This window comes from Microbacterium sp. NPDC055502 (assembly GCF_053643635.1).
Window position 1 is genome coordinate 252,215 of sequence record NZ_JBSHKJ010000001.1, and the last position, 19,044, is coordinate 271,258.

Genomic DNA, 19,044 nt, shown 5'->3' on the forward strand with positions numbered 1-19,044 from the left:
GGCTAGCCCACGGGGCTACTGACCGCCCGGGCGACCGACACCGAAGTTCTCCACGATGGTCGACGCGAGCGGCGCGAGGTCGCTGATGCCCGATCCCTGGAAGGTGATCAGCCGCAGCCAATCCGTCCCGACGCGGACGTCGAGCACCGTGCGGCCCTGCTCGTCCACACCCGTGAGCGCGGCATCCGCGCCCGCGACCTCCACCGGCTTCTCGCCCTCGATCCGCTCGAACGCCCACGCCCCTCCGGGCAGTGTCGTGAGCATCAGGTAGCCCTGCGCGCTGTATTCGTCGTCGCCCGAAGCGTAGTAGCAGATGCGGGAACCGTTCACCGTCTGGTACACCTCGGCCGGGATGGACCACCCGCCGAAGCCGTCGATCACGTGCACCTCGGTGCCGAGCTGCTCACCGAACTCGACGTCGGTGAGGAACCGCGAGCACTCCACGCCCGCGATCGCGCTCTCCGGCACCACGACCTCACGCAGCGACGCCGCGGCGGCCGCGCCGATGCGACGCAGTCCCTCCTTGATCGCCGGCGCATCGTCCGGGCCGAGCGCCGGATCCACGACCGCCCCGGACACCAGCACCTCGCCCTCCACGACCTGGAAGAAGCAGTACCCGCCGACCTCGCAGCGCGCCTCCTCACCCGCGTAGCCACCGCGCGACTCCGCGCCCTCGATCAGGGCCGTCGCGCCCGGTGCGACCGAGACCTCCCAGTTGCGCTCGCTCGTACCGGACGAGCACGCGATGCCGCCCGCCCGCTGGAACATGTGCTGTGCGGGTCCCGGATACCAGCTCGGCGCCGACCACACCCCCAGCACCTCCGCGACCTCGCCGGCCGGTTCACCGGTGGCGGCGGTCATCTCGGCGGCCACGTCGGTGCAGCTCACATCGAACGCCGGCGTCGGGGCGACGATCGGATCCGTCGTCGGCGTGGGCGACGCCGAGGCCGACGGCGTCGACGTCTCGGTGGGCTCAGGCTCCGGCGCGCATCCGGAGAGCAGCAGCACGGTCACGGCCGCGAGGGCCAGGAGGGGGCGGTGTCGCATGCCCTCAGCCTAGGGCGGAGTGCTCCTCCGGCCCGGGCGCGCTGCGGCGATCCGGGCGGGTCACTCGCCCCGCGACACCCGCACCATCTCCTCGCGCGGCACGACCTTCACGCGGGCGCGCTCGTGCGGGGCGCCCAACGCGATCTCGTGCTCGTCGAGGCGGTGCCACCCGTCGAGGTCGGTCCACGCGACGCCGCGTTCGGCCAGCAGCGCCGGGATGGCCTCCTCCGACGGATCCTCCGGGTGCCACCAGGAGCCCTGGTCGTTGATGACGTGCCGCACGGTCTCCATGGCGTCGGACTTCGTGTGCCCGATGAGCCCGACAGGTCCGCGCTTGATCCATCCCGTCGTATAGACGCCGGGCACGCGCTCGTTGGAGTCCTTCGCCAGCACCTGGCCCTCGCGGTTCGGGATCACGCCGTGCTTCTTGTCGAACGGAACACCGGGGAGCGGGGAGCCGAAGTAGCCGATCGCGCGGTACAGCGCCTGCACCGGGACCTCACGGAGCTCGCCCGTGCCGATCGCGCCACCCTGCCCGTCGGGCTTCGTGCGCTCGTACACCAGGGCGGCGACGCGGCCCTGGTCGTCTTTGCGCACCTCGACCGGCTTCGCCCAGAAGTGCAGGTGCAGGCGGCGCGAGGCCGTTCCCCCCGCGTTGTTGACGGAGTCGCGCTTGCGCCACGACTGCAGGATGCGGTCGATCACCATGACCTGCTTGTTGCTGGCGATCGCGTCGCGCGCCGCCTCGTCGTAGTCGAAGTCCTCGTCGTACACGACCATGTCGACGTCGCGCAGCTCCCCGAGCTCGCGCAGCTCCAACGGGGTGAACTTGACCTGGGCCGGACCGCGGCGACCGAACACGTGCACGTCGGTGACAGCGCTCGCCTTCAGCCCCTCGTACACGTTCTCCGGGACCTCGGTCACCAGCAGGTCCTCCGCGTGCTTGGCCAGCATGCGCGACACGTCGAGCGCCACGTTGCCGTTGCCGAGCACCGCGACCGACTCCGCGTCGAGAGGCCACTCGCGCGGCACGTCGGGGTGGCCGTCGAACCAGCTCACGTAGTCGGCGGCGCCGTACGATCCGACCGCATCGATGCCCGGGATGTCGAGGGAGGTGTCGCGGATCGCGCCCGTCGCGAAGATCACCGCGTGATAGTGCCGCTTGAGGTCGTCCAGCGTGATGTCCTCGCCGAAGCGCACGTTGCCGAACAGGCGGATGTCGCCGCGGTCGAGCACATCGCGGAGGGCCGTGATGATGCCCTTGATGCGCGGGTGGTCCGGGGCGACCCCGTACCGCACCAACCCGTAGGGGGCCGGCAGCTGCTCGAACAGGTCGATCGAGACGTCGAACTTGCGCTCGGCCTTCAGCAGGATGTCCGCGGCGTAGATACCGGCGGGGCCGGCGCCGACGATGGCCAGTCGGAGCTTGGTCATGGAGGTCCTTTCGTATGCCGTCGCCGCCGTCACGCGGCGCGAAGCCGCGGGTCGCGTCAGCTCGAGCGCTCGGCGAGGGTCTCGGCGAATCGGGTCAATGCCTCGCGCACGGTGCCGCGCGGCAACGGCCGGAGGGCGTCGATCGCCTCCTGGGTCCACGCATGCGCGAGCTCGAGGGTCTTCTGCGTGACCGGGTGGTCGCGCAGCTCGTCCAGGGGGCCGTCGAGGATCGCGGGGTCGGCGCCGTCCGCGATGAGCGCGACGCCGTCGTCGATGCGGGCCGCCAGGTCTTCGGCCGTCGCATCCTTCTGCGCCTTGAGCAGCAGGTAGGGCATGGTCGGCACGCCGGCGCGCAGGTCGGTGCCCGGCACCTTGCCGGTCTCCTCGGGCTTGGCCGACAGGTCGATCACGTCGTCGAGCAGCTGGAACGCGACGCCGATCTTCTCGCCGTACACCCGCAGCGGCTCCTCGTACTCGGTCGGCGCGTTCGAGAAGATCACGCCCCCCTGCGTCGCCGCGGCGATGAGCGAACCGGTCTTGTCGGCCAGCACCTGGATGTAGAACGCGATCGGATCGTCATCGGGCTGCGGACCGAGCGTCTCGTGCATCTGTCCGAGGACGAGGCGCTCGAACGTGTCGGCCTGGAGACGGATCGCCCGCTCGCCGAGCCGCGACATGAGCTGGCTGGCCCGGGAGAACAGGATGTCGCCGGTGAGGATGGCGATGTTGTTGCCCCAGACCGCATGGGCAGCGGGCACCCCGCGGCGGCGGTCGGCGCCGTCCATGACGTCGTCGTGATACAGCGATCCGAGGTGGGTGATCTCCAGCGCCTTCGCGACGTCGATCACCTCGGGGGTGTTGCCGTCACCCAGCTGCGCGGCGAGCAGCGTGAGCACGGGCCGGATGCGCTTGCCGCCGGCCTCGTACAGATAGCGGCTCGCAGCGTCGGCCAGCGGATCGGCCACGCGGACGTCATCGGCGAGCCCGGTCTCCACGAGCTCGAGCCCGTCCTCGATCGTGCGGGCCACCCGGCGTCCGGCGGGGCCGATGAACACGCGATCGCTGAAGCCGAGACGGCTCGCCAGTCGCGAACCCGGGGGGTGGGGGCTCGAAGTCACGCTCCCAGCCTACCCGCGTCGGATGCCGCGGTTCGCGCCGTGCTCACGCGGGCTTGCGCGCGCGGTGCAGGGCGACGATCCCGAACGAGAGGTTGCGGTACGCGACGTCCTGCCACCCGGCATCGCGGATCCACGCGGACAGCCGCTTCTGGTCCGGCCACTCGCGGATCGACTCGTTCAGATAGTCGTACGCATCGCCGTTCGTCCCGGCCACCCGGGCCACCCGCGGGAGCACCTGGGCGTTGTAGAAGCGGTACGCCCCGCGGAACAGCTTGCCCGGCGGCGTCGAGAACTCGTTGATCACCAAGCGTCCGCCGGGCTTGGTCACGCGGTAGAGCTCGCGCAGGGCCTTCTTCGGGTCGTTCACGTTGCGCAGCGCGTACGACATGGTGACCGCGTCGAACTCGCCATCCTCGAACGGGAGGGCGGTGGCATCGGCCTGCACGAAGGACAGGTTGCGCATCGCTCCGTGCCGACGTCGGCCCTCCGCGAGCATGCCCGGCGAGAAGTCGGCCGCGACGACCTGCGCGCCGCTGCGGGCCAGGGACGCCGAGGACGACGCGGTGCCCGCCCCGAGGTCGAGGATGCGCTCCCCCGGCTTCGGCGCCACGGCCCGGGTGGTGGCCGCGCGCCACAGGGCGTCGTTGCCGAACGTCATGGCGGTGTTCGTGCGGTCGTAGCCCGCCGCGACCTGGTCGAACATGCCGCTCACGCGGGCGGGGTCCTTGCCGAGGTCGGCGCGGTTCTTGTCGTTCGAGGTCACGCGTTCAGTCTAGGCGCGAGATCGAGCGCCTCCAGCCGGTCGAGCCAGACGTCGGCGGTGGCATCGTCGAACGGCGCGGCCCTCGCCCGCACCCGCCCCTCCAGGTCGAGCGCGAGCGCCTCCAGGTGGGTCATGACGTCGGCCGGATACCCGTACACGACGCTGTGCTCGGCCCACTCGTCGCGGTCGTCGACCCAGGTGCCGCGCTCCCCCTCCACGCGCACGACGTCGAGGTCCATGTCGATCCCGACGGCACGCAGCGGGTCGTCCGACCACTGCACCTCCCACCCCAGGTCGATGTAGATGCGCAGGCCGCGCGGGTGCTGCCGGTTCACGGTCAGGGCGAAGTCGCGACTCGGCGGGACCAGCGTCACATTGGGCGTCGCGGCGTGGAACTCCGCCCCCGGGCGGACGCTGTGCCAGCCGGCGGGCTGACCGACCCAGTCGCCCCAGTGATCGGCACCCAGGTAGACGCACTCGTGCCGCCAGTGCGGCGACCCGTCCCACTTGCGCCACTGGAAGACCATCTCGGTGCCGGGTGCGGGGCGCGCGTCGCTCATCCGCCCACCCTACGACGCGGGATCGCCGCCGGCGCCGCGGCCTAGGCTGGACACGTGCATCACACCCACCTGGTCGTGGAGACCCGACAGATCGACCCGGTCGAAGACCTCCTCGCCTACGCCGACCCCGCACGCCCCCTCGCCTGGCTCCGCCGTGGAGACGGGATCGTCGCGGTCGGCGAGCCGTTCGCCGAGATCCGTCCGACCGCCGAACCGGGGCAGACGCGTCTCGAAGCCCTCGCGACGTTCTGGCGGGGGCTGTCCGCCCAGGCCGACGTGACCGACCCCCTGGGGCTGCCGGGCACCGGGCTCGTGGCGTTCGGCGCCTTCACGTTCGATCCGTCGTCCACCGCCGACAGCGTGCTCACGATCCCCTCCCGCGTGCTCGGCCGCCACGGCGACCGGTTCTGGGAGACGCGGATCCGCCTGGCCGAGGACACCGCGCGACCCACAGCGCTCGAGACCCGCCCGTACGGTCCGCACTGGGCCGGTACGGTCGGCCCCGGCGCACAGAGCCCCCAGGGCTACCAGGACGCGGTCCGCGCCGCGCTCGAGCGCATCGCCGACGGGGAGCTCAGCAAGGTCGTGCTCGCGCGCGACCTGCGCGGCACCGTCCCCGCCGGGTCCGATCTGCGGCGCCTCGTGCGAGCCCTCGCGACCGGCTACCCCGACACCTGGGCGTTCGCGGTGGACGGGCTCATCGGCGCGAGCCCGGAGACCCTCGTGACCGTGCAGGACCGCACCGTCACCGCGCGCGTGCTCGCCGGCACCATCGGCCGCGGTGCCGACGCCGACGCCGACACGGCCGCGTCGACGCACCTGGCCTCCAGCATCAAAGACCTCGACGAGCACCAGTACGCGGTGCAGAGCGTGCTCACGGAGCTCCGCCCGCACACCAGGGCGCTGGCCGCGAGCGAGCAGCCGTTCCTCCTGAAGCTGCCGAACCTGTTCCACCTCGCGACCGATGTGGAGGGCGAGCTCGAGGAGGGGAGATCGGCCCTCGACCTCGTGCGCGCGCTGCATCCGACCGCGGCGGTCGCCGGCACGCCCTCGGCCGCGGCGGTCTCCACCATCCGCGACCTGGAACCCTTCGACCGCGGGCGCTACGCCGGACCGGTCGGCTGGGTCGACGCGGACGGCAACGGCGAGTGGGCCATCGCGCTCCGGTGCGCGCAGTTCACGGCGACCGGAGGCGCGATCGCGGTGACCGCCTACGCCGGCGCCGGGATCGTGGCGGGATCCGATCCCGAGAGCGAACTGCTGGAGACCCGCGTGAAGTTCCGCCCCCTGGTCGACGCCCTGGCCTGACGACCACAGCCCCGGTCAGCTCGCGGCCAGCCGCCTCTTCTCCGCCTCCACGTCGAAGTCGGCGACGGGCCACTGCGGGTCGATGTCCTGCAGCGCCGCGAGCAGCAGCTCCTGCACCGCGAGCCGCGCGTACCACTTGGCGTTCGCCGGCACCACGTACCACGGCGCCGCGTCGGTCGAGGTGCGGTCGAACACCGTCTGGTAGGCCTGCATGTACTGCGGCCACAGCATCCGCTCGTCCACGTCGCCCGGGTTGTACTTCCAGTGCTTGTCCGGACGCTCCAGCCGCTCCATGAGTCGCGCCTTCTGCTCCTCGGGCGAGATGTGCAGCATCACCTTGACGATGCGGACGCCGGAGGCCGCGACCCGCTCCTCGAACGCGGTGATCGCGTCGTAGCGGCGCTCGATCTCCGCGGCATCGGCGAGCTGCCGCACCCGCCCGATCAGCACGTCCTCGTAGTGCGAACGGTCGAACACCCCGATGAAGCCGGGCTCCGGGAGGCGCTTCTCGACGCGCCACAGGAAGTCGTGCCGCCGCTCCTCCTCGGTCGGGGCCTTGAACGCGGCGAGCGCGACGCCCTGCGGATCCACACCGCCGACCACGTGCCGGACGATGCCGCCCTTGCCCGCCGAGTCCATCGCCTGCAGCACCAGAAGCACCGCGTCCTGCGCCGTGCCGACCCGACTCTGCGCGAACAGACGCTCCTGCAGGTCGTTCAACCGCTCCAGCCCGGCGGCGAGGTCCTCCCTCCCGCGCGACTTGCCGTGGTCGTACCCCGGCGTGGCGTCCGGATCGACATCGGCGAGGCGGAAGCCGGGCCCCACCCGCAGGTTCTGAGTCCAGGTGTGCGCGTTCATACGCACATCCTGCCAGTCACCGCGCCAGCGGCACCTCGATGATCTGACGTCCGCCGTGCGGGGACGTGAGGGCCTGATCCAGCGCCGTCCGGGTCGTGACGCGCTGATACTCCCACCCGTACGCCAGCGCGAGATGCTCCAGGCGCACGCCATGCGGGGTGTAGAAGACCCGGTCGAGATGCGCGGACGGCGCCGACGACGCCACCTCGAGCCCGTCGAAGATCGTGCCGCCGCCGTCGTTGCCGACGATCACCTGCAGCCGCGGCTCCTGCTCTCCGGGCGGCAGCAGCAGCGCCCCGACGTCGTGCAGGAACGCGAGATCACCCAGCAGCACCCGCGTGATCCCGGGGGCGCCGGCGGCCTGACTCGCGACCGCGATACCGGTGGCGGTGGCGATCGTGCCGTCGATGCCCGCGAGCCCGCGGTTGGCGTGCACCGGGACCTTCTTGCCCGCCAGGACCTCGTCGGCCACGCGCACGAGCCGGGACGACCCGAACACGAGGCGGTCGTGCGGCCACGTGGCCCGCCACACCGCGTCGACCAGCCGCTCGCGGTCGAGCGGGCGGCGGACGGCGTCGAGCTCCGCGCGGACGGCGTCGCGCCGGGCGGCGAGGTCGGTGGACGCGAGGGCATCGGCGTCGGGCGCCTGCTCGCTCAGGTCGACGGCCTCGGCAGCCGACGCCCGCATCCACTGCCCGAGCCACTCGCGGTCGGGCTCCCCCGGGGCCACCGTGACCGCCGCGACCGCGCGCGTGCGGTGGTTGAGGTCGAGCTCCTCCCCGCCGCGGCGCACCGCCACGACCTCCACGTCGTGGCGCGACAGCAGCCGCGCGGCCTCACGGCTCAGCGTGGGATGGCCGAACACGACGACACGCTCGATGCGGCCGCCGAGGTCGTCGCGGGAGAGCAGCCGACGGTAGCCGTGCACGAGGCGACGCCCGAACCGCGCGCCGCTCACGACCTCGGCGATCAGCGGCCAGTCCGCCGTGTGGGCGAGCTCCTCCGCGGCGGCACCCGCGTCGGCGCCCGCGAGCACGACCGTGCGCGGACCGCGCGGCAGCACGACCGGCTCGGACACGGCGGCGACCGGTGCCGCGCCGTCGCGCACGTCGACCGGGGGCATCGCCCCGGACAGCGGCTCGCGCGACGGCAGGTTCAGGTGCACGGGGCCGGCGACGCCCGGGACGGCTGCGGTGTCGGCGACGCCCACGGCCGCGGCGACGGCCTCGGCCGCCAGACCCCGCCAGTCGCCGTCGCCCGGCACCGGGGCGTCGACCGTGGCGCGCACCCACGGGTCGAACAGCCCCGGCTGGACGGTGGCCTGGTTGGCGCCGACACCGCGCAGCTCCGGCGGACGGTCGGCCGTGAGCAGCAACAACGGCACCCCCGCGTGAAACGCCTCCATCGTGGCGGGCAGGAGGTTCGCGACCGCCGTCCCGCTCGTGCACACGACCGCGGCGGGCACGCCCGTCTCGCGTGCGATGCCCAGGGCGGTGAAACCGGCGACGCGTTCATCGATGCGCACGTGCAGCCGCAGCACCCCGTCGTCGGACAGTCGCGCCGCAGCGAGTGCGAGGGCCTGCGAGCGCGACCCCGGCGACAGCACCACGTCGCGCACGCCGTTCGCCACGAGCTCGGCGAACAGGGACGCCGCGGCGTCCGACGCGGGCGACGACGTCACGGGCGCGGATCCGCGGTGGGCGGCTCGTCGGTCTCCTCGTCGAGGCGGGCGAGCTCCTCCTCCAGACGGCGGATCCGGGCGTCCTGCTCGGCCTTGCTGATGCTGCGCAGGAACGCCGGATCGTCATCCGGGGCGAGCGTGCGCTGCACACCCTGATCGTTCGCGCGACGACGGCCGATCACGAACCAGAGGATGCCGCCGATGACCGGGATCAGGACGACGATGGCGATCCAGGCGGCCTTGGGCACACCCCGGTGCCGCGTCGGCGGCTGCACGGCGCAGTCGACGATGCTGAACACCCAGAACACGGCGGCGAGGAAGCCGCCGATGATGAGTAGTCTCGCCACCCTTCCAGTGTAGGCGTGTCCGCGCGGGCGGGGCCCCGGAGAGGCAAAGGCCCCGTTGCTAGACTGCGCGGGTCATGCCGCCTCTCGCGACCACCCGGAGCCCGCGAGCGCGCGCCGAGCGGATCCTGCTCGCCAGGGTCGTCACCGCCGTCGGCCTCGCGCTCCTCCTCGTCGTCGGCGCCTGGTCCACCGCGCACGGCCCCGGCGACAGCCACGCGACCCTGTGCCTCGCCGCCGGGACCTCCGCCGCGGAGGCGGAGACCACGGACGGCGCCCCCGTCGCCGCCGCCGTCGCCGTGGCCGCCCCAGAGGACTCGACCGGAATGGCCGCGGTCGCCTGCACCGCGGCGGCGCTGTGCTGCCTCACCCTGGTGCTGCTCCTCGGCCGCCGCATGCTCCGCGGACCCGGCACGCCGCTCGGCCGGACACCCCGCACGACCCCGCCGCTGCGCGCGACGCCCCGCCCGCGCCGGCTCGCCCCCTCCCTCGCACAACTGTCCCTCTCCCGGACCTGAGCCGTACGACGACTCCGCGCCGCGCCCGCGGCACCCCCATCCGTCGTACCCCTGTCTGGAGAACCCCGTGAGAACCCCTGTCAAGGCGACCCTGATCGCCATCGCCGTCGCCGTCGTCCTGCTGATCGTCGCCATCGTCTGGGCCATCACCCAGCGCGCCGACGAGCCCGACCCCGACGCGGGCCAGCGCCAGCCGACCGTCCGCACCGATTCGCACGTGCTCGACGAGGGCGGTCCCGGCGCCGTCACGGTCGTCGAGTTCCTCGACTTCGAATGCGAGGCGTGCGGCGCCTTCTATCCGATCGTCGAGGAGCTCCGCGACACGTACGACGGCGACATCCGCTACGTCGCGCGCTACTTCCCGCTCCCCGGCCACGTCAACTCGACACAGGCCGCCCTCGCCGCCGAGGCCGCCGCGCAGCAGGGCCGCTTCGAGGACATGTACCACCACCTGTTCGCGACGCAGGCGAACTGGGGCGAGCAGCCCGAGGAGACCCCGGAGGTGTTCCGCGCGTTCGCCCAGGAGCTGGGCCTCGATCTCGCGGCGTACGACGAGGCCATCGCCGACCCCGCCACGCTCGCGCGGGTGGAGCAGGACAAGCGTGACGGCGAGCGACTCGGCGTCACGAGCACCCCCACGTTCTTCGTCGACGGCGAGATGCTCGAGCTGACGGCCTGGGGCGATCTGGAGGACGCGATCGCGAAGGCCGTCGCGGACTGACCCGGCGGCAGCGGAATACCCCGGCCGGGTCCCGCCGGCCGGGGGGACCCGTCGCTACGCTGAGCGCATGTCCGAGGATGCCTCCGCTCCCGCGCGCCCCCTGATCACCGTCGCCCGGCGCATCCCGGCGACCCTCACGATGGTGGGCCTGATCCTGGTCGTCGGCGTCGTCTCACAGGGACTGTGGCGGCCGTTCGAGGATTCGGAGCTGTTCCCCTCGGTCGCGTACGGCCTGCCCAACCTGTCGGACGGCAAATGGTGGACGCCGGTCACCGGCACGTTCTTCGTCAACCAGCCGTGGGTATACCTGTTCACGATCGCCGGCTTCTGGGGCATGGGGTACCTGGAGTTCCGTCGCGGAAGCCGCGTCGCGATCGCCTACTACGTGGTGGGACAGCTCTTCGCGATCTTCGCCACCGCGCTGCTGCTCCTGCTGCTGTCGCAGTTCGAGTGGGCGTGGGCGGCGGAGCAGGCGCGCGCGCTCGACGTGGGCGCGTCCGGGGGCACGATGGCCTGCATCGCTGCAGCCGTCGGCCTGTTCCGTCCCCCGTGGCGGGTACGCGGCTGGCTCATCCTCCTCGGGTTCGTCTTCATCGCGATGATGTTCTGGGGCAAGGTCGCCGACCTCGAGCATCTGCTGGCGGTGCTGCTGATCCTCGCGGTGGACCGCAGCCTGCGCGTGCGGCACACGACGGTCCGCGAGCAGCGCCTCATCGCGGTCATGGCCGTGCTGCTCCTGCTGGCGACCGAGGTCATCACCGTCCTGGTCCCGACCGACGGCCCCTTCGGCCCCACCGCACCCGTCTCCGGCGGATTCCTGGACACCGCGCTCGACGCGGCCGTCATCCTGCTCATCGCGAACGGGCTGCGTCGCGGTCGGCGATGGGCGTGGGTGCTCGCGATCATCCTCGCCAGCCTCAACGTGCTCTCCGGTGCGCTCATCCTGGCGCTGATCATCCTGACCAGCGAGGCACAGCTCGAACTGCAGATCGACGGCGAGACCGAGCTCGCCCTCGCCAGCGGCGTGCTCTGGCTGCTGATCCTCGTCTACCTGATCGTGGTGCGGCGGGCGTTCCGAGCCCGACGGCGGTCGAAGCTCGGCGCGCAGCCGGCACCCACGCTCGCCGACCTGGAGAAGGAGCTGAAGACCCACGGCGGCGGCACCCTGTCGTGGATGACCACCTGGGAGGGCAACGCGTTCGCGCGCGTGGACGGCGGCATCGTCGCGTATCAGCGGCGCAACAGCGTGGCACTGGCACTGGCGGATCCGATCGGGCCGCGCGAACGCCGCACCGATGCGGTGCGGGACTTCATCCGCGCGGCGGAGGGCGCCGGGCTCATCCCCTGCTTCTTCAGCGCCGACGAGGCCACGCGGGCCGCGGTGCCGGAGACCTGGCGGAGCCTGGTCGTGGCGGACGACACGATCGTCGACCTGCCGGGCCTGGAGTTCACCGGAAAGCGCTGGAACTCCGTGCGCACCTCCCTCAACAAGGCAGGACGCGAGGACATGACGTTCCGGATGACGCATCTGAAGGAGGAGCCCTGGGGGGTGCAGCAGCAGCTGCGGGCGATCTCCGAGGCCTGGGTCGGCGACAAGGACCTCCCCGAGATGCGCTTCACACTCGGCACCCTCGAGGAGGCGGAGGATCCGGAGGTACGGCTCGCCCTCGCCATCGCCCCCAACGGCGACGTCGACGGCTTCCTCTCCTGGCTGCCCATCTACGGCGAGGGCGGCGTCGTGCGGGGGTGGACGCTCGACCTGATGCGCCGCAGGGAGGGCGGATTCGGCCCCGTCATGGAGTACCTCATCGGGTCGTCCGCGAAGCAGTTCTCCGACGAGGGCGCGCAGATCATGTCGCTCTCCGGGGCTCCGCTCGCGCACGACTACCCGCCGGACGCGGGCATGATCGCGGCGCTCAGCGACCGGCTCGCGGAGGCTCTGGAACCCGTGTACGGGTTCGGTTCGCTGCACCGGTTCAAGCAGAAGTTCCACCCGCGCTACGAGACCATGTACCTGCTGTTCCGCGACGAGAGCGACCTCACCCGGATCGGCGGCGCGTTGACGCGGGCGTTCCTGCCGGATGCCACGCTGCGGCAGTTCGCCGGTGCCGGGCTGGAACTCGTCCGCGGAGGCGGGAAGGACTGAGCCGCGGGGTGCACCGCATCACCGGGGCACCCCGCGGAGCTGTCACTCGGCGGCCACGAGCTCCGCGGGCGCCGGGCCGGAGGGTGCGGGGCGCGGGCGCTTCGCGGTGTTCGCGATGTGGGCGCGTGCCACGACGATCCCCGCGACGGCCATGAGCCCGACCCCGAGCCAGTAGGGGGCGGCGTGGCTCACGGCGGTGTAGAGGGCCGCGGCGATCAGCGGCGCGACCGTGCCCATCGCGGCGTTGAGCGACTGGGTGGCGCCACCGAGCCAGCCCTGCTCGTCGTCGCCGACGGCGTTGGACATCGCGCCGTCCATGGCGGCCTGCGCGGCTCCCTGTCCGGCGGCGAGCAGCAGCGCGCCGACGATGAACAGCCACGGCTGGGCGATCAGCGTCGCGACGACCGCGAGACCGGCCAGGCCGATCGCCTGGGCGACGATGCCGCTGAGGATCACGCCGCGCTCCCCCATCCGCGGAAGCAGGATGGCCAGCAGCACGCCCTGGATGAGGATGTCGACGATCCCCACGCCCGCTGTGAGGAGCCCGATCTGCGTCGGCCCCCACTGGATGGCGTCGAGCGCGAGGATGCTGAAGTTGTTGACGAAGAAGCCGAACGGCAGCGCGAGCAGGCCGAACGCGATCATCAGGCCGCGCAGCTCCCGGCGACCGAACGCCTCGCGGAACACCGCGAACGGCTGCACGGCGCGCAGCGTGATCCGCGGGATGCGGTTCTCGGGCTTCAGGCTCTCCGGCAGCAGGGAGATGCTGAGGATCGCGATCACCAGGGCGACGGCGGCGGTGAGGAACACGGGCAGGCGCAGGTCGATCGCCGCGAGGAGCCCGCCGACGGCCGGGCCGATCATGGTGCCGATGCCGGTCAGCGCTCCGAGCAGGCCGAAGCGCTGTGCACGCTTCTCCGGCGGGGTGATGTCGGCGAGGTAGGCGAACAGCGCGGGCAGGTCGCCCGCCGTCAGCCCCTGGATGACACGGGCGAGCACGAGCACCCAGAGCGCTCCGCCGATGCCGAACAGGGCCATGGAGAACGCGGCACCGAAGGCGGCGGCGATGATGACGGGCCGTCGGCCGAACCGGTCGGAGAGCCGGCCGAGGAAAGGCGCGACGAGGAAGGCGCACAGGCCGTTGACCGCTTCCAGCACGCCGACCCAGAGGGCCAGGTCGCGCTCGTGCGAGACGTACTGCAGCACGACGAACGGCAGCACGGGGAGCACCACCGTCATGCCGATGACGGTGAGCATCGTCAGCACGATGAGCATGATCCAGGCGCGGGTGGCACCACGGACCGAGGAGATGGGTGAAGTCATACCGAAAGTGTAGCGATACCAGTTTTGGTGTCAAGCCACTTTTGTACCGAGCGCGGTAGCCTGGCTCTCATGACCACCCCCGCGCCCCTCGGCCGCCGCGAGCGCAAGAAGGCCGCGACCCGCAAGAACATCTCCGACGTCGCGACGAGGATGTTCCTCGAGCGCGGCTTCGACAACGTCAGCATCCGCGAGGTCGCCGACGCCGCCGACGTCTCCCCGACCACCGTCTTCGCCCACTTCCCCCAGAAGGAGGCGCTCGTCTTCGACGAGGACGACGAGCAGCGCGACCGCCTCGTCGCCGCCGTGCGCGACCGCAGGACCGGCGTCACCATCAACCGCGCGATCCATGACTTCTACGCCGCCGAGATCGGCGCCAACCTCGACGAGCACGGAGACGACGTCGCCCGCACCTTCCTGCGCTTCCTCAACGAGACGCCGGCCCTGCGCGACTACGCGGCGAAGATGTGGCTGCGGCACGAAGACGCCCTCGCCGACGCGATCGCCGAGGAGCTCGGGCTCACCGCCCCCACGGCGGAGATCCGCGTGTACTCCCGGTTCATCCTGCAGATGCAGATCCTCGTGACCGAGAGCGACGACCAGCGCGACATCCTCGAGGCCGGATTCACCGTGCTGGAGGAGGGCTGGGGCCCCGTCGAGAAGCGGCTCACCCGCGACTCCGGCTGAGCGGCTCCCTCACTCCTCGCGCGGACGACGCCGCAGGCTCTTGACGTCGGTGCGGCGGTGCTTGGCCGTGAGCCGACGCGCCCTCGAGCCGCGGCTCGGCTTCGTCGCGCGGCGCGGCGGGGCGGGCGGACGCAGGGCCTCCGCCACCAGGGCGGCCAGGCGTTCGCGTGCGGCCTCCCGGTTGCGCAGCTGCGCCCGATGCTCGGACGCCGCGATCGTCAGCACCCCGCCGACGAGCCGTCCCCGCAGCCGCTCCAGGATCCGCTCGCGCTGCACCGGCGACAGGACCGCGGAACCCGCGGCGTCCCACACCAGCTCCACGCGCGAGTCCGCCGTGTTCACCCCCTGTCCCCCGGGGCCGGAGGAGCGCGAGAAGCGCCACGACAGCTCGGCGTCGGGGATCGTGAGACCGGCCGTGACGCGGAGTCCGGGTCGAGGGGCGGTGGGCATCCGTCCATCATGCGCCATGTCGTGGACGCGGACGTGAACGCCTCAGGGAGTGGACGCGACGGCGGGAGTCGAACCCGCAACGCCTCCGGATATGAGCCGGGGCCCGGGACCGCCCGGATCGCCGCGATGGCACTGACGTTACCTGGCCGTGATGTTCCCCGCCAGGGTCGTTCCCTGGGATGACCCTATGAGTCCGCGGATGACGCGGGCGCCGGAGCGTCCAGCGCCCGCAGCAGTCGCTCGACCGCCTCGCGCAGCTCCGCACGGTGCGGCTCGGGGAAGCTCGTGGTGTACTCGACGCCCGCGGGGATCCAGAGCAGTCCGTACATCGCCTCCCGCCAGTCCGCGCCGCCGAAGGGCCAGCGCGTGCGGTCGGGTCCCTCCGCCGTGGCGCCCTGTCCCCACGGCCCGAACCGCTCCTGCATCTCCGCCAGCGGCAGCTCCATCACCGCGTCGGTCTCGATCTTCTGCGGCGACCACGACGCCGCGATCAGCACCCGCTCCTCGATCTCCTGCGCACTGAGCTCGCGCCGCGCGAACAGCACCCTGGTGTGCTCGACGGACGTGATGCGGTCGACGCGGAACGTGCGCCAGTCCTCGCGGTCGAGGTCCCAGCACAGGAGGAACCACTTGCGTCCGGCCGGGGCGAGGGCATGCGGCTCCACGCGCCGCACGCTCTCCTCCCCCTGCCCGTCGACGTAGCGCAGCCGCAGCCGCTCGTGGTCGCGCGTGGCGAGCGCGATCTCGCCGATGACCACGGGCGACACCACCGGTCCCGCGCCGATCCGCGGGGGCTGCACCGCCGCGGCGAGCGCGTTCACCCGCTGCCGCAGCGCCGAGGGCAGCACCTGCTCCAGCTTCGCCAGCGCGGTCAGCGTCACCTCCGCGCCACCGACGATCTGCTGCGTGGCGGCGACCCGCAGGCCGATCGCCATCGTGACCGCCTCGTCGTCGGTCAGCAGCAGCGGCGGCACGGCGCTCCCCGCCTCCAGCCGGTAGCCGCCGGCCGATCCCGGCGTGGACTCGACGCGATAGCCCAGCTCGCGCAGGCGGTCGACGTCGCGGCGGACGGTGCGCTCGGTGACGCCCAGTCGCGAGGCGAGCTCCGTGCCCGGCCAGTGCCGGTGCGTCTGCAGCAGGTTGAGCAGGGCGAGGGCGCGGGCGGTGGTGTCGGACATGACCTCAGATTGGCAGACGATGCGGACAGGATGTGTCCGCGTTGCTTTCTACGCTCGCTTCCATGAACGAAACCCTCATCGAGACCGAAGGCCTGACCAAGACCTTCACCGTCAAAAAGGCGCCGGTGCACGCGGTCACCGACGTCTCCTTCAGCGCCGTGCGGGGTGAGCTCGTCGCATTCCTCGGCCCGAACGGCGCCGGCAAGTCGACGACCCTCCGCATGCTCACCACCCTGATCCCGCCGTCGGCCGGCAGCGCGCGCGTGGTCGGGCACGACATCCGCACCGACGCCGCGGGCGTCCGCGCGCGCATCGGCTACGTCGGTCAGCTCACGAGCGGCAGCTTCTCCCAGCGCGTGCGCGACGAACTGCTCAGCCAGGGCGCCTTCTACGGCCTGACGAAGCGCGACAGCGTGCGGAGGGCGGACGAGCTCATCGACTCGCTCGACCTGTCGTCGTTCGCGGGCCGCACCGTGCAGCAGCTCAGCGGCGGGCAGAAGCGCCGGCTCGACATCGCCCTCGGGCTCATGCACGCACCACCCCTGCTGTTCCTCGACGAGCCCTCCACGGGGCTCGACCCGCAGAGCCGCGCGAACCTGTGGGAGCACATCCTCGACCTGCGCACACAGCACGGCACCACGGTCTTCCTCACCACGCACTACCTGGAGGAGGCCGATCGCTACGCCGAGCGGGTCATGGTGATGGACAAGGGCCGCATCATCGCGGACGACGACGCGGCCTCGCTCAAGGCCACCCTCGCGGGCGACGTGCTCACGTTCGGGTTCGCCGACGCCGCGGAGGCCGAGCGGGCGCGCACCGTGGTCGCCCGACGGAGCCCGGCCGAGGTCGTGCGGGATGACGCCTCCCTCTCCCTCGCGGTGCCCGACGGCGACCGGCTGCTGCCCGTTGTCGTGCGGGAGCTCGACGCCGCGGGCATCGTCGTGCAGCGCGCGACCGGAGTGCCGCCCACACTCGACGACGTGTTCCTCGCCCTCACCGGACGCACCCTGCGCGATGCGGGCGAGGGTGCAGGATCCCCCGAGTCCACGGACGAGCCCACGCCCGCCTCCACCCCGACCACGACAGGAGTCCTCTCATGACCACCACCGACACGCTCGTGCGCCCGAACCTCGCACGCGACACCCGCCACGTGCTGACGCGGGAGCTCAAGCCCGTGGTGCGGGACCCGTTCACCCTGATCTTCAGCCTGCTGCAGCCCCTGGTGTTCCTCGGGCTGTTCGCCCCGCTGCTGATCGGCCAGTCCGGACAGCCCGCGGGCGAGACCCTGTCGTGGTTCGTGCCGGGTGTGCTGGTGATGATCGTGCTGTTCGGCACCGGCGCCACCGGGTCGAACCTCCAGTACGAGATGATGACCGGCTCGCACGAGCGCACCCTCGTCGCCCCGCTCGCCCGGTCGTCCCTCCTCGTCGGCCGCGCGCTGAAGGAGATCGCGCCGATCGTGGTGCAGGCCCTCGTGATCGTCCTGATCGCATGGCCGTTCGGGTTCGCGGTCGACGTGCCGGGCCTGCTGATCGGCCTCGCGCTGCTCGCCGTGTTCGGGGTGGGCCTCGGCTCGCTCTCGTACTCGCTCGCGCTCGCGACCAAAGACCGGGAGTGGCTGTTCTGGGGCGTGCAGCAGTCGCTCATCTTCCCGCTGCTGATCCTGTCGGGGATGCTGCTGCCGCTCGACGCCGCGCCGGACTGGATGCGCGCGGTCGCGACGGTCAACCCGGTGAACTGGGTCGTGCAGGCGGAGCGGGCGCTGTTCGCCGGGGACCTGGGCGACCTCACCGTGCTGTGGGGCTGGATCGCCGCACTCGCGGTGGCCACGGTCGGCCTCGTGGTGGGCGTGCGCGCCATCCGCCGCAGCAACTGACCCGCGCTCGACGCCCGCGGCGGCGGCCTCGCGTCTGCGGGGCCACCGCCGCGGGGCATCGGGTCGCTAGCGCCGCCACCCGCCGCCGTCAAGCGCATCGACCGTGCTCCCTCGGCCCTCGTATCGTCGCCCGCACGACCACGAGCAGCAGGAGGGCCGCATGTCCGAATCGCAGCACAACGACAAGACGCCGACCACGGGCCTGGAGTCCGGGGAGCCCCAGGCGCGCCTGGAAGCCGAGGCCCGACGCGCGATCGTGACCGGCGCGGACTCGGGCATCGGCCGCGCGACCGCGGTCGCCCTCGCCGCGGCCGGCATCGACGTGGGCATCACCTGGCACGGCGACGAGGCCGGCGCCCAGGAGACCGCGGAGGAGGTGCGCAGCCACGGCGCCAGGGCCGTGGTCGCCCGACTCGACGTGGCGGACATCCCCGCGTGCGGCGACGCGGTCGACGGCCTGATCGCCGAGCTCGGCGGGGTGGACGTGTTCGTCAACAACGCCGGAGCGGGACTGCAGACCCCGTTCCTCGACGTGACCCTCGACGAGTGGAACCGCGTGGTCGACACCGACCTCACCGGCGCGTTCGTGTGCCTGCAACGGGCGGCGCGGGCCATGGTCGCGGCCGGACGCGGTGGCCGGCTGATCGCGGTCACCAGCGTGCACGAGCATCAGCCGATGGTCGGGGCGAGCGCGTACGACGCCGCGAAGCACGGGCTCGGCGGCCTCATGAAGAACCTGGCGCTCGAACTCGGTGCGCACGGCATCAGCGCGGTGAGCGTGGCCCCCGGCGAGATCGCCACACCCATGACCGGGCAGACCGACACCGACCCGCACACGGAGGACCGCCCCGGCATCCCGCTCGGACGACCAGGGGACGCGCGCGAGGTGGCCGCGCTGATCGCCTTCCTGGCCTCGCCCGAAGCCGCCTACATCTCCGGGGCCTCGGTCGTGATCGACGGCGGCATGCTGCAGATGGGCCCGCAGGCCGGCGCCGCGGTCGAGAGCCACGACTGGCGCCGCCTCTGACGCACCAC

The 19,044-nt window shown here is 72.3% G+C and carries 19 protein-coding genes and 1 tRNA gene; 8 read left to right on the top strand and 12 right to left on the bottom strand.

Annotated features, from left to right (window positions below; translation table 11 throughout):
- Positions 1–15 precede the first annotated feature (15 nt).
- From ACWH95_RS01330 to ACWH95_RS01350, 5 genes are read right to left on the bottom strand one after another with little or no spacing between them, the layout of a single operon-like run.
- Entirely contained in the window at positions 16–1,047 is a 1,032-nt protein-coding gene (locus tag ACWH95_RS01330) for a hypothetical protein (protein WP_378802723.1), read from the bottom strand.
- Between the two features lie 60 nt (positions 1,048–1,107).
- A complete protein-coding gene (locus ACWH95_RS01335) occupies positions 1,108–2,481 on the bottom strand; it encodes an FAD-dependent oxidoreductase (RefSeq protein WP_378802724.1) in 1,374 nt (457 codons plus the stop codon).
- Positions 2,482–2,537: 56 nt separating this feature from the next.
- Entirely contained in the window at positions 2,538–3,599 is a 1,062-nt protein-coding gene (locus ACWH95_RS01340) for a polyprenyl synthetase family protein (RefSeq protein WP_136028851.1), read from the bottom strand.
- Between the two features lie 43 nt (positions 3,600–3,642).
- A complete protein-coding gene (locus ACWH95_RS01345) occupies positions 3,643–4,362 on the bottom strand; it encodes a class I SAM-dependent methyltransferase (RefSeq protein ID WP_136028849.1) in 720 nt (239 codons plus the stop codon).
- Positions 4,359–4,922: a DUF402 domain-containing protein gene (locus ACWH95_RS01350; RefSeq protein WP_454120023.1), complete on the bottom strand. Its 564-nt coding sequence runs from the start codon at positions 4,920–4,922 to the stop codon at positions 4,359–4,361. The genes ACWH95_RS01345 and ACWH95_RS01350 overlap by 4 nt, the downstream gene beginning before the upstream one ends.
- A 54-nt stretch (positions 4,923–4,976) precedes the next feature.
- Between ACWH95_RS01350 and ACWH95_RS01355 the strand changes: the two genes are divergently transcribed.
- On the top strand, positions 4,977–6,230 hold the full coding sequence (locus tag ACWH95_RS01355; protein ID WP_378802726.1) for an isochorismate synthase: 1,254 nt from the start codon (positions 4,977–4,979) through the stop codon (positions 6,228–6,230).
- 15 nt (positions 6,231–6,245) lie between these two features.
- On the opposite strand, the gene ACWH95_RS01360 is transcribed toward ACWH95_RS01355, so the two are convergent.
- Genes ACWH95_RS01360 through ACWH95_RS01370 form a run of 3 tightly spaced genes read right to left on the bottom strand, consistent with a single transcriptional unit; the run spans position 6,246 to position 9,116 of the window.
- Positions 6,246–7,088, bottom strand: a complete 843-nt coding sequence (locus ACWH95_RS01360) for a polyphosphate kinase 2 family protein (protein WP_206252856.1) — start codon at positions 7,086–7,088, stop codon at positions 6,246–6,248.
- Positions 7,089–7,104: 16 nt separating this feature from the next.
- Positions 7,105–8,769 carry a 2-succinyl-5-enolpyruvyl-6-hydroxy-3-cyclohexene-1-carboxylic-acid synthase gene (gene menD / locus ACWH95_RS01365; protein ID WP_378802728.1) on the bottom strand — a complete coding sequence of 555 codons (1,665 nt, stop codon included), beginning with the start codon at positions 8,767–8,769 and terminating at the stop codon, positions 7,105–7,107.
- The gene (locus tag ACWH95_RS01370; RefSeq protein WP_136028489.1) at positions 8,766–9,116 is read right to left on the bottom strand and encodes a PLD nuclease N-terminal domain-containing protein; all 351 of its coding nucleotides are present in this window, start codon (positions 9,114–9,116) and stop codon (positions 8,766–8,768) included. The genes menD and ACWH95_RS01370 overlap by 4 nt, the downstream gene beginning before the upstream one ends.
- 74 nt (positions 9,117–9,190) lie before the next feature.
- Here ACWH95_RS01370 and ACWH95_RS01375 point away from each other — a divergent pair, with 74 nt between their 5' ends.
- From ACWH95_RS01375 to ACWH95_RS01385, 3 genes are all read left to right on the top strand, one after another.
- A complete protein-coding gene (locus tag ACWH95_RS01375; RefSeq protein WP_378802729.1) occupies positions 9,191–9,631 on the top strand; it encodes a hypothetical protein in 441 nt (146 codons plus the stop codon).
- Positions 9,632–9,698: 67 nt separating this feature from the next.
- On the top strand, positions 9,699–10,352 hold the full coding sequence (locus tag ACWH95_RS01380) for a DsbA family protein (protein WP_378802730.1): 654 nt from the start codon (positions 9,699–9,701) through the stop codon (positions 10,350–10,352).
- 67 nt (positions 10,353–10,419) lie between these two features.
- Positions 10,420–12,498, top strand: coding sequence for a bifunctional lysylphosphatidylglycerol flippase/synthetase MprF (locus ACWH95_RS01385; RefSeq protein ID WP_454120024.1), 2,079 nt, complete (start codon positions 10,420–10,422; stop codon positions 12,496–12,498).
- 42 nt (positions 12,499–12,540) lie between these two features.
- Here the strand turns inward: ACWH95_RS01385 and ACWH95_RS01390 are convergent, their stop codons facing one another.
- Positions 12,541–13,821: an MFS transporter gene (locus ACWH95_RS01390; protein WP_240744482.1), complete on the bottom strand. Its 1,281-nt coding sequence runs from the start codon at positions 13,819–13,821 to the stop codon at positions 12,541–12,543.
- A gap of 69 nt (positions 13,822–13,890) precedes the next feature.
- Between ACWH95_RS01390 and ACWH95_RS01395 the strand changes: the two genes are divergently transcribed.
- Entirely contained in the window at positions 13,891–14,505 is a 615-nt protein-coding gene (locus tag ACWH95_RS01395) for a TetR/AcrR family transcriptional regulator (protein ID WP_136028668.1), read from the top strand.
- Between the two features lie 9 nt (positions 14,506–14,514).
- Here ACWH95_RS01395 and arfB read toward each other — a convergent pair whose 3' ends face one another.
- From arfB to ACWH95_RS01410, 3 genes are all read right to left on the bottom strand, one after another.
- A complete protein-coding gene (gene arfB, locus ACWH95_RS01400; protein WP_378802733.1) occupies positions 14,515–14,955 on the bottom strand; it encodes an alternative ribosome rescue aminoacyl-tRNA hydrolase ArfB in 441 nt (146 codons plus the stop codon).
- 50 nt (positions 14,956–15,005) lie between these two features.
- Positions 15,006–15,081 (bottom strand) — tRNA-Met (locus ACWH95_RS01405).
- A gap of 59 nt (positions 15,082–15,140) precedes the next feature.
- Entirely contained in the window at positions 15,141–16,133 is a 993-nt protein-coding gene (locus ACWH95_RS01410; protein ID WP_206252849.1) for a helix-turn-helix transcriptional regulator, read from the bottom strand.
- Between the two features lie 62 nt (positions 16,134–16,195).
- Between ACWH95_RS01410 and ACWH95_RS01415 the strand changes: the two genes are divergently transcribed.
- The 3 genes from ACWH95_RS01415 (at position 16,196) to ACWH95_RS01425 (ending at position 19,036) form a co-directional block, all read left to right on the top strand.
- Positions 16,196–17,233, top strand: coding sequence for an ABC transporter ATP-binding protein (locus tag ACWH95_RS01415; RefSeq protein WP_247637675.1), 1,038 nt, complete (start codon positions 16,196–16,198; stop codon positions 17,231–17,233).
- Positions 17,230–18,009, top strand: a complete 780-nt coding sequence (locus ACWH95_RS01420) for an ABC transporter permease (protein WP_136028664.1) — start codon at positions 17,230–17,232, stop codon at positions 18,007–18,009. The genes ACWH95_RS01415 and ACWH95_RS01420 overlap by 4 nt, the downstream gene beginning before the upstream one ends.
- Before the next feature lie 160 nt (positions 18,010–18,169).
- A complete protein-coding gene (locus ACWH95_RS01425; protein ID WP_378802734.1) occupies positions 18,170–19,036 on the top strand; it encodes an SDR family oxidoreductase in 867 nt (288 codons plus the stop codon).
- Positions 19,037–19,044: the final 8 nt, after the last annotated feature.

What these genes read in the sequence shown, in the direction of transcription:
- ACWH95_RS01330 (WP_378802723.1), bottom strand. Translation starts at nt 1,047, where the DNA reads ATGCGACACCGCCCCCTCCTGGCCCTCGCGGCCGTGACCGTGCTGCTG.
- ACWH95_RS01335 (WP_378802724.1), bottom strand. Translation starts at nt 2,481, where the DNA reads ATGACCAAGCTCCGACTGGCCATCGTCGGCGCCGGCCCCGCCGGTATC.
- ACWH95_RS01350 (WP_454120023.1), bottom strand. Translation starts at nt 4,922, where the DNA reads ATGAGCGACGCGCGCCCCGCACCCGGCACCGAGATGGTCTTCCAGTGG.
- ACWH95_RS01360 (WP_206252856.1), bottom strand. Translation starts at nt 7,088, where the DNA reads ATGAACGCGCACACCTGGACTCAGAACCTGCGGGTGGGGCCCGGCTTC.
- ACWH95_RS01375 (WP_378802729.1), top strand. Translation starts at nt 9,191, where the DNA reads ATGCCGCCTCTCGCGACCACCCGGAGCCCGCGAGCGCGCGCCGAGCGG.
- ACWH95_RS01385 (WP_454120024.1), top strand. Translation starts at nt 10,420, where the DNA reads ATGTCCGAGGATGCCTCCGCTCCCGCGCGCCCCCTGATCACCGTCGCC.
- ACWH95_RS01390 (WP_240744482.1), bottom strand. Translation starts at nt 13,821, where the DNA reads ATGACTTCACCCATCTCCTCGGTCCGTGGTGCCACCCGCGCCTGGATC.
- ACWH95_RS01395 (WP_136028668.1), top strand. Translation starts at nt 13,891, where the DNA reads ATGACCACCCCCGCGCCCCTCGGCCGCCGCGAGCGCAAGAAGGCCGCG.
- arfB (WP_378802733.1), bottom strand. Translation starts at nt 14,955, where the DNA reads ATGCCCACCGCCCCTCGACCCGGACTCCGCGTCACGGCCGGTCTCACG.
- ACWH95_RS01410 (WP_206252849.1), bottom strand. Translation starts at nt 16,133, where the DNA reads ATGTCCGACACCACCGCCCGCGCCCTCGCCCTGCTCAACCTGCTGCAG.
- ACWH95_RS01415 (WP_247637675.1), top strand. Translation starts at nt 16,196, where the DNA reads ATGAACGAAACCCTCATCGAGACCGAAGGCCTGACCAAGACCTTCACC.
- ACWH95_RS01420 (WP_136028664.1), top strand. Translation starts at nt 17,230, where the DNA reads ATGACCACCACCGACACGCTCGTGCGCCCGAACCTCGCACGCGACACC.
- ACWH95_RS01425 (WP_378802734.1), top strand. Translation starts at nt 18,170, where the DNA reads ATGTCCGAATCGCAGCACAACGACAAGACGCCGACCACGGGCCTGGAG.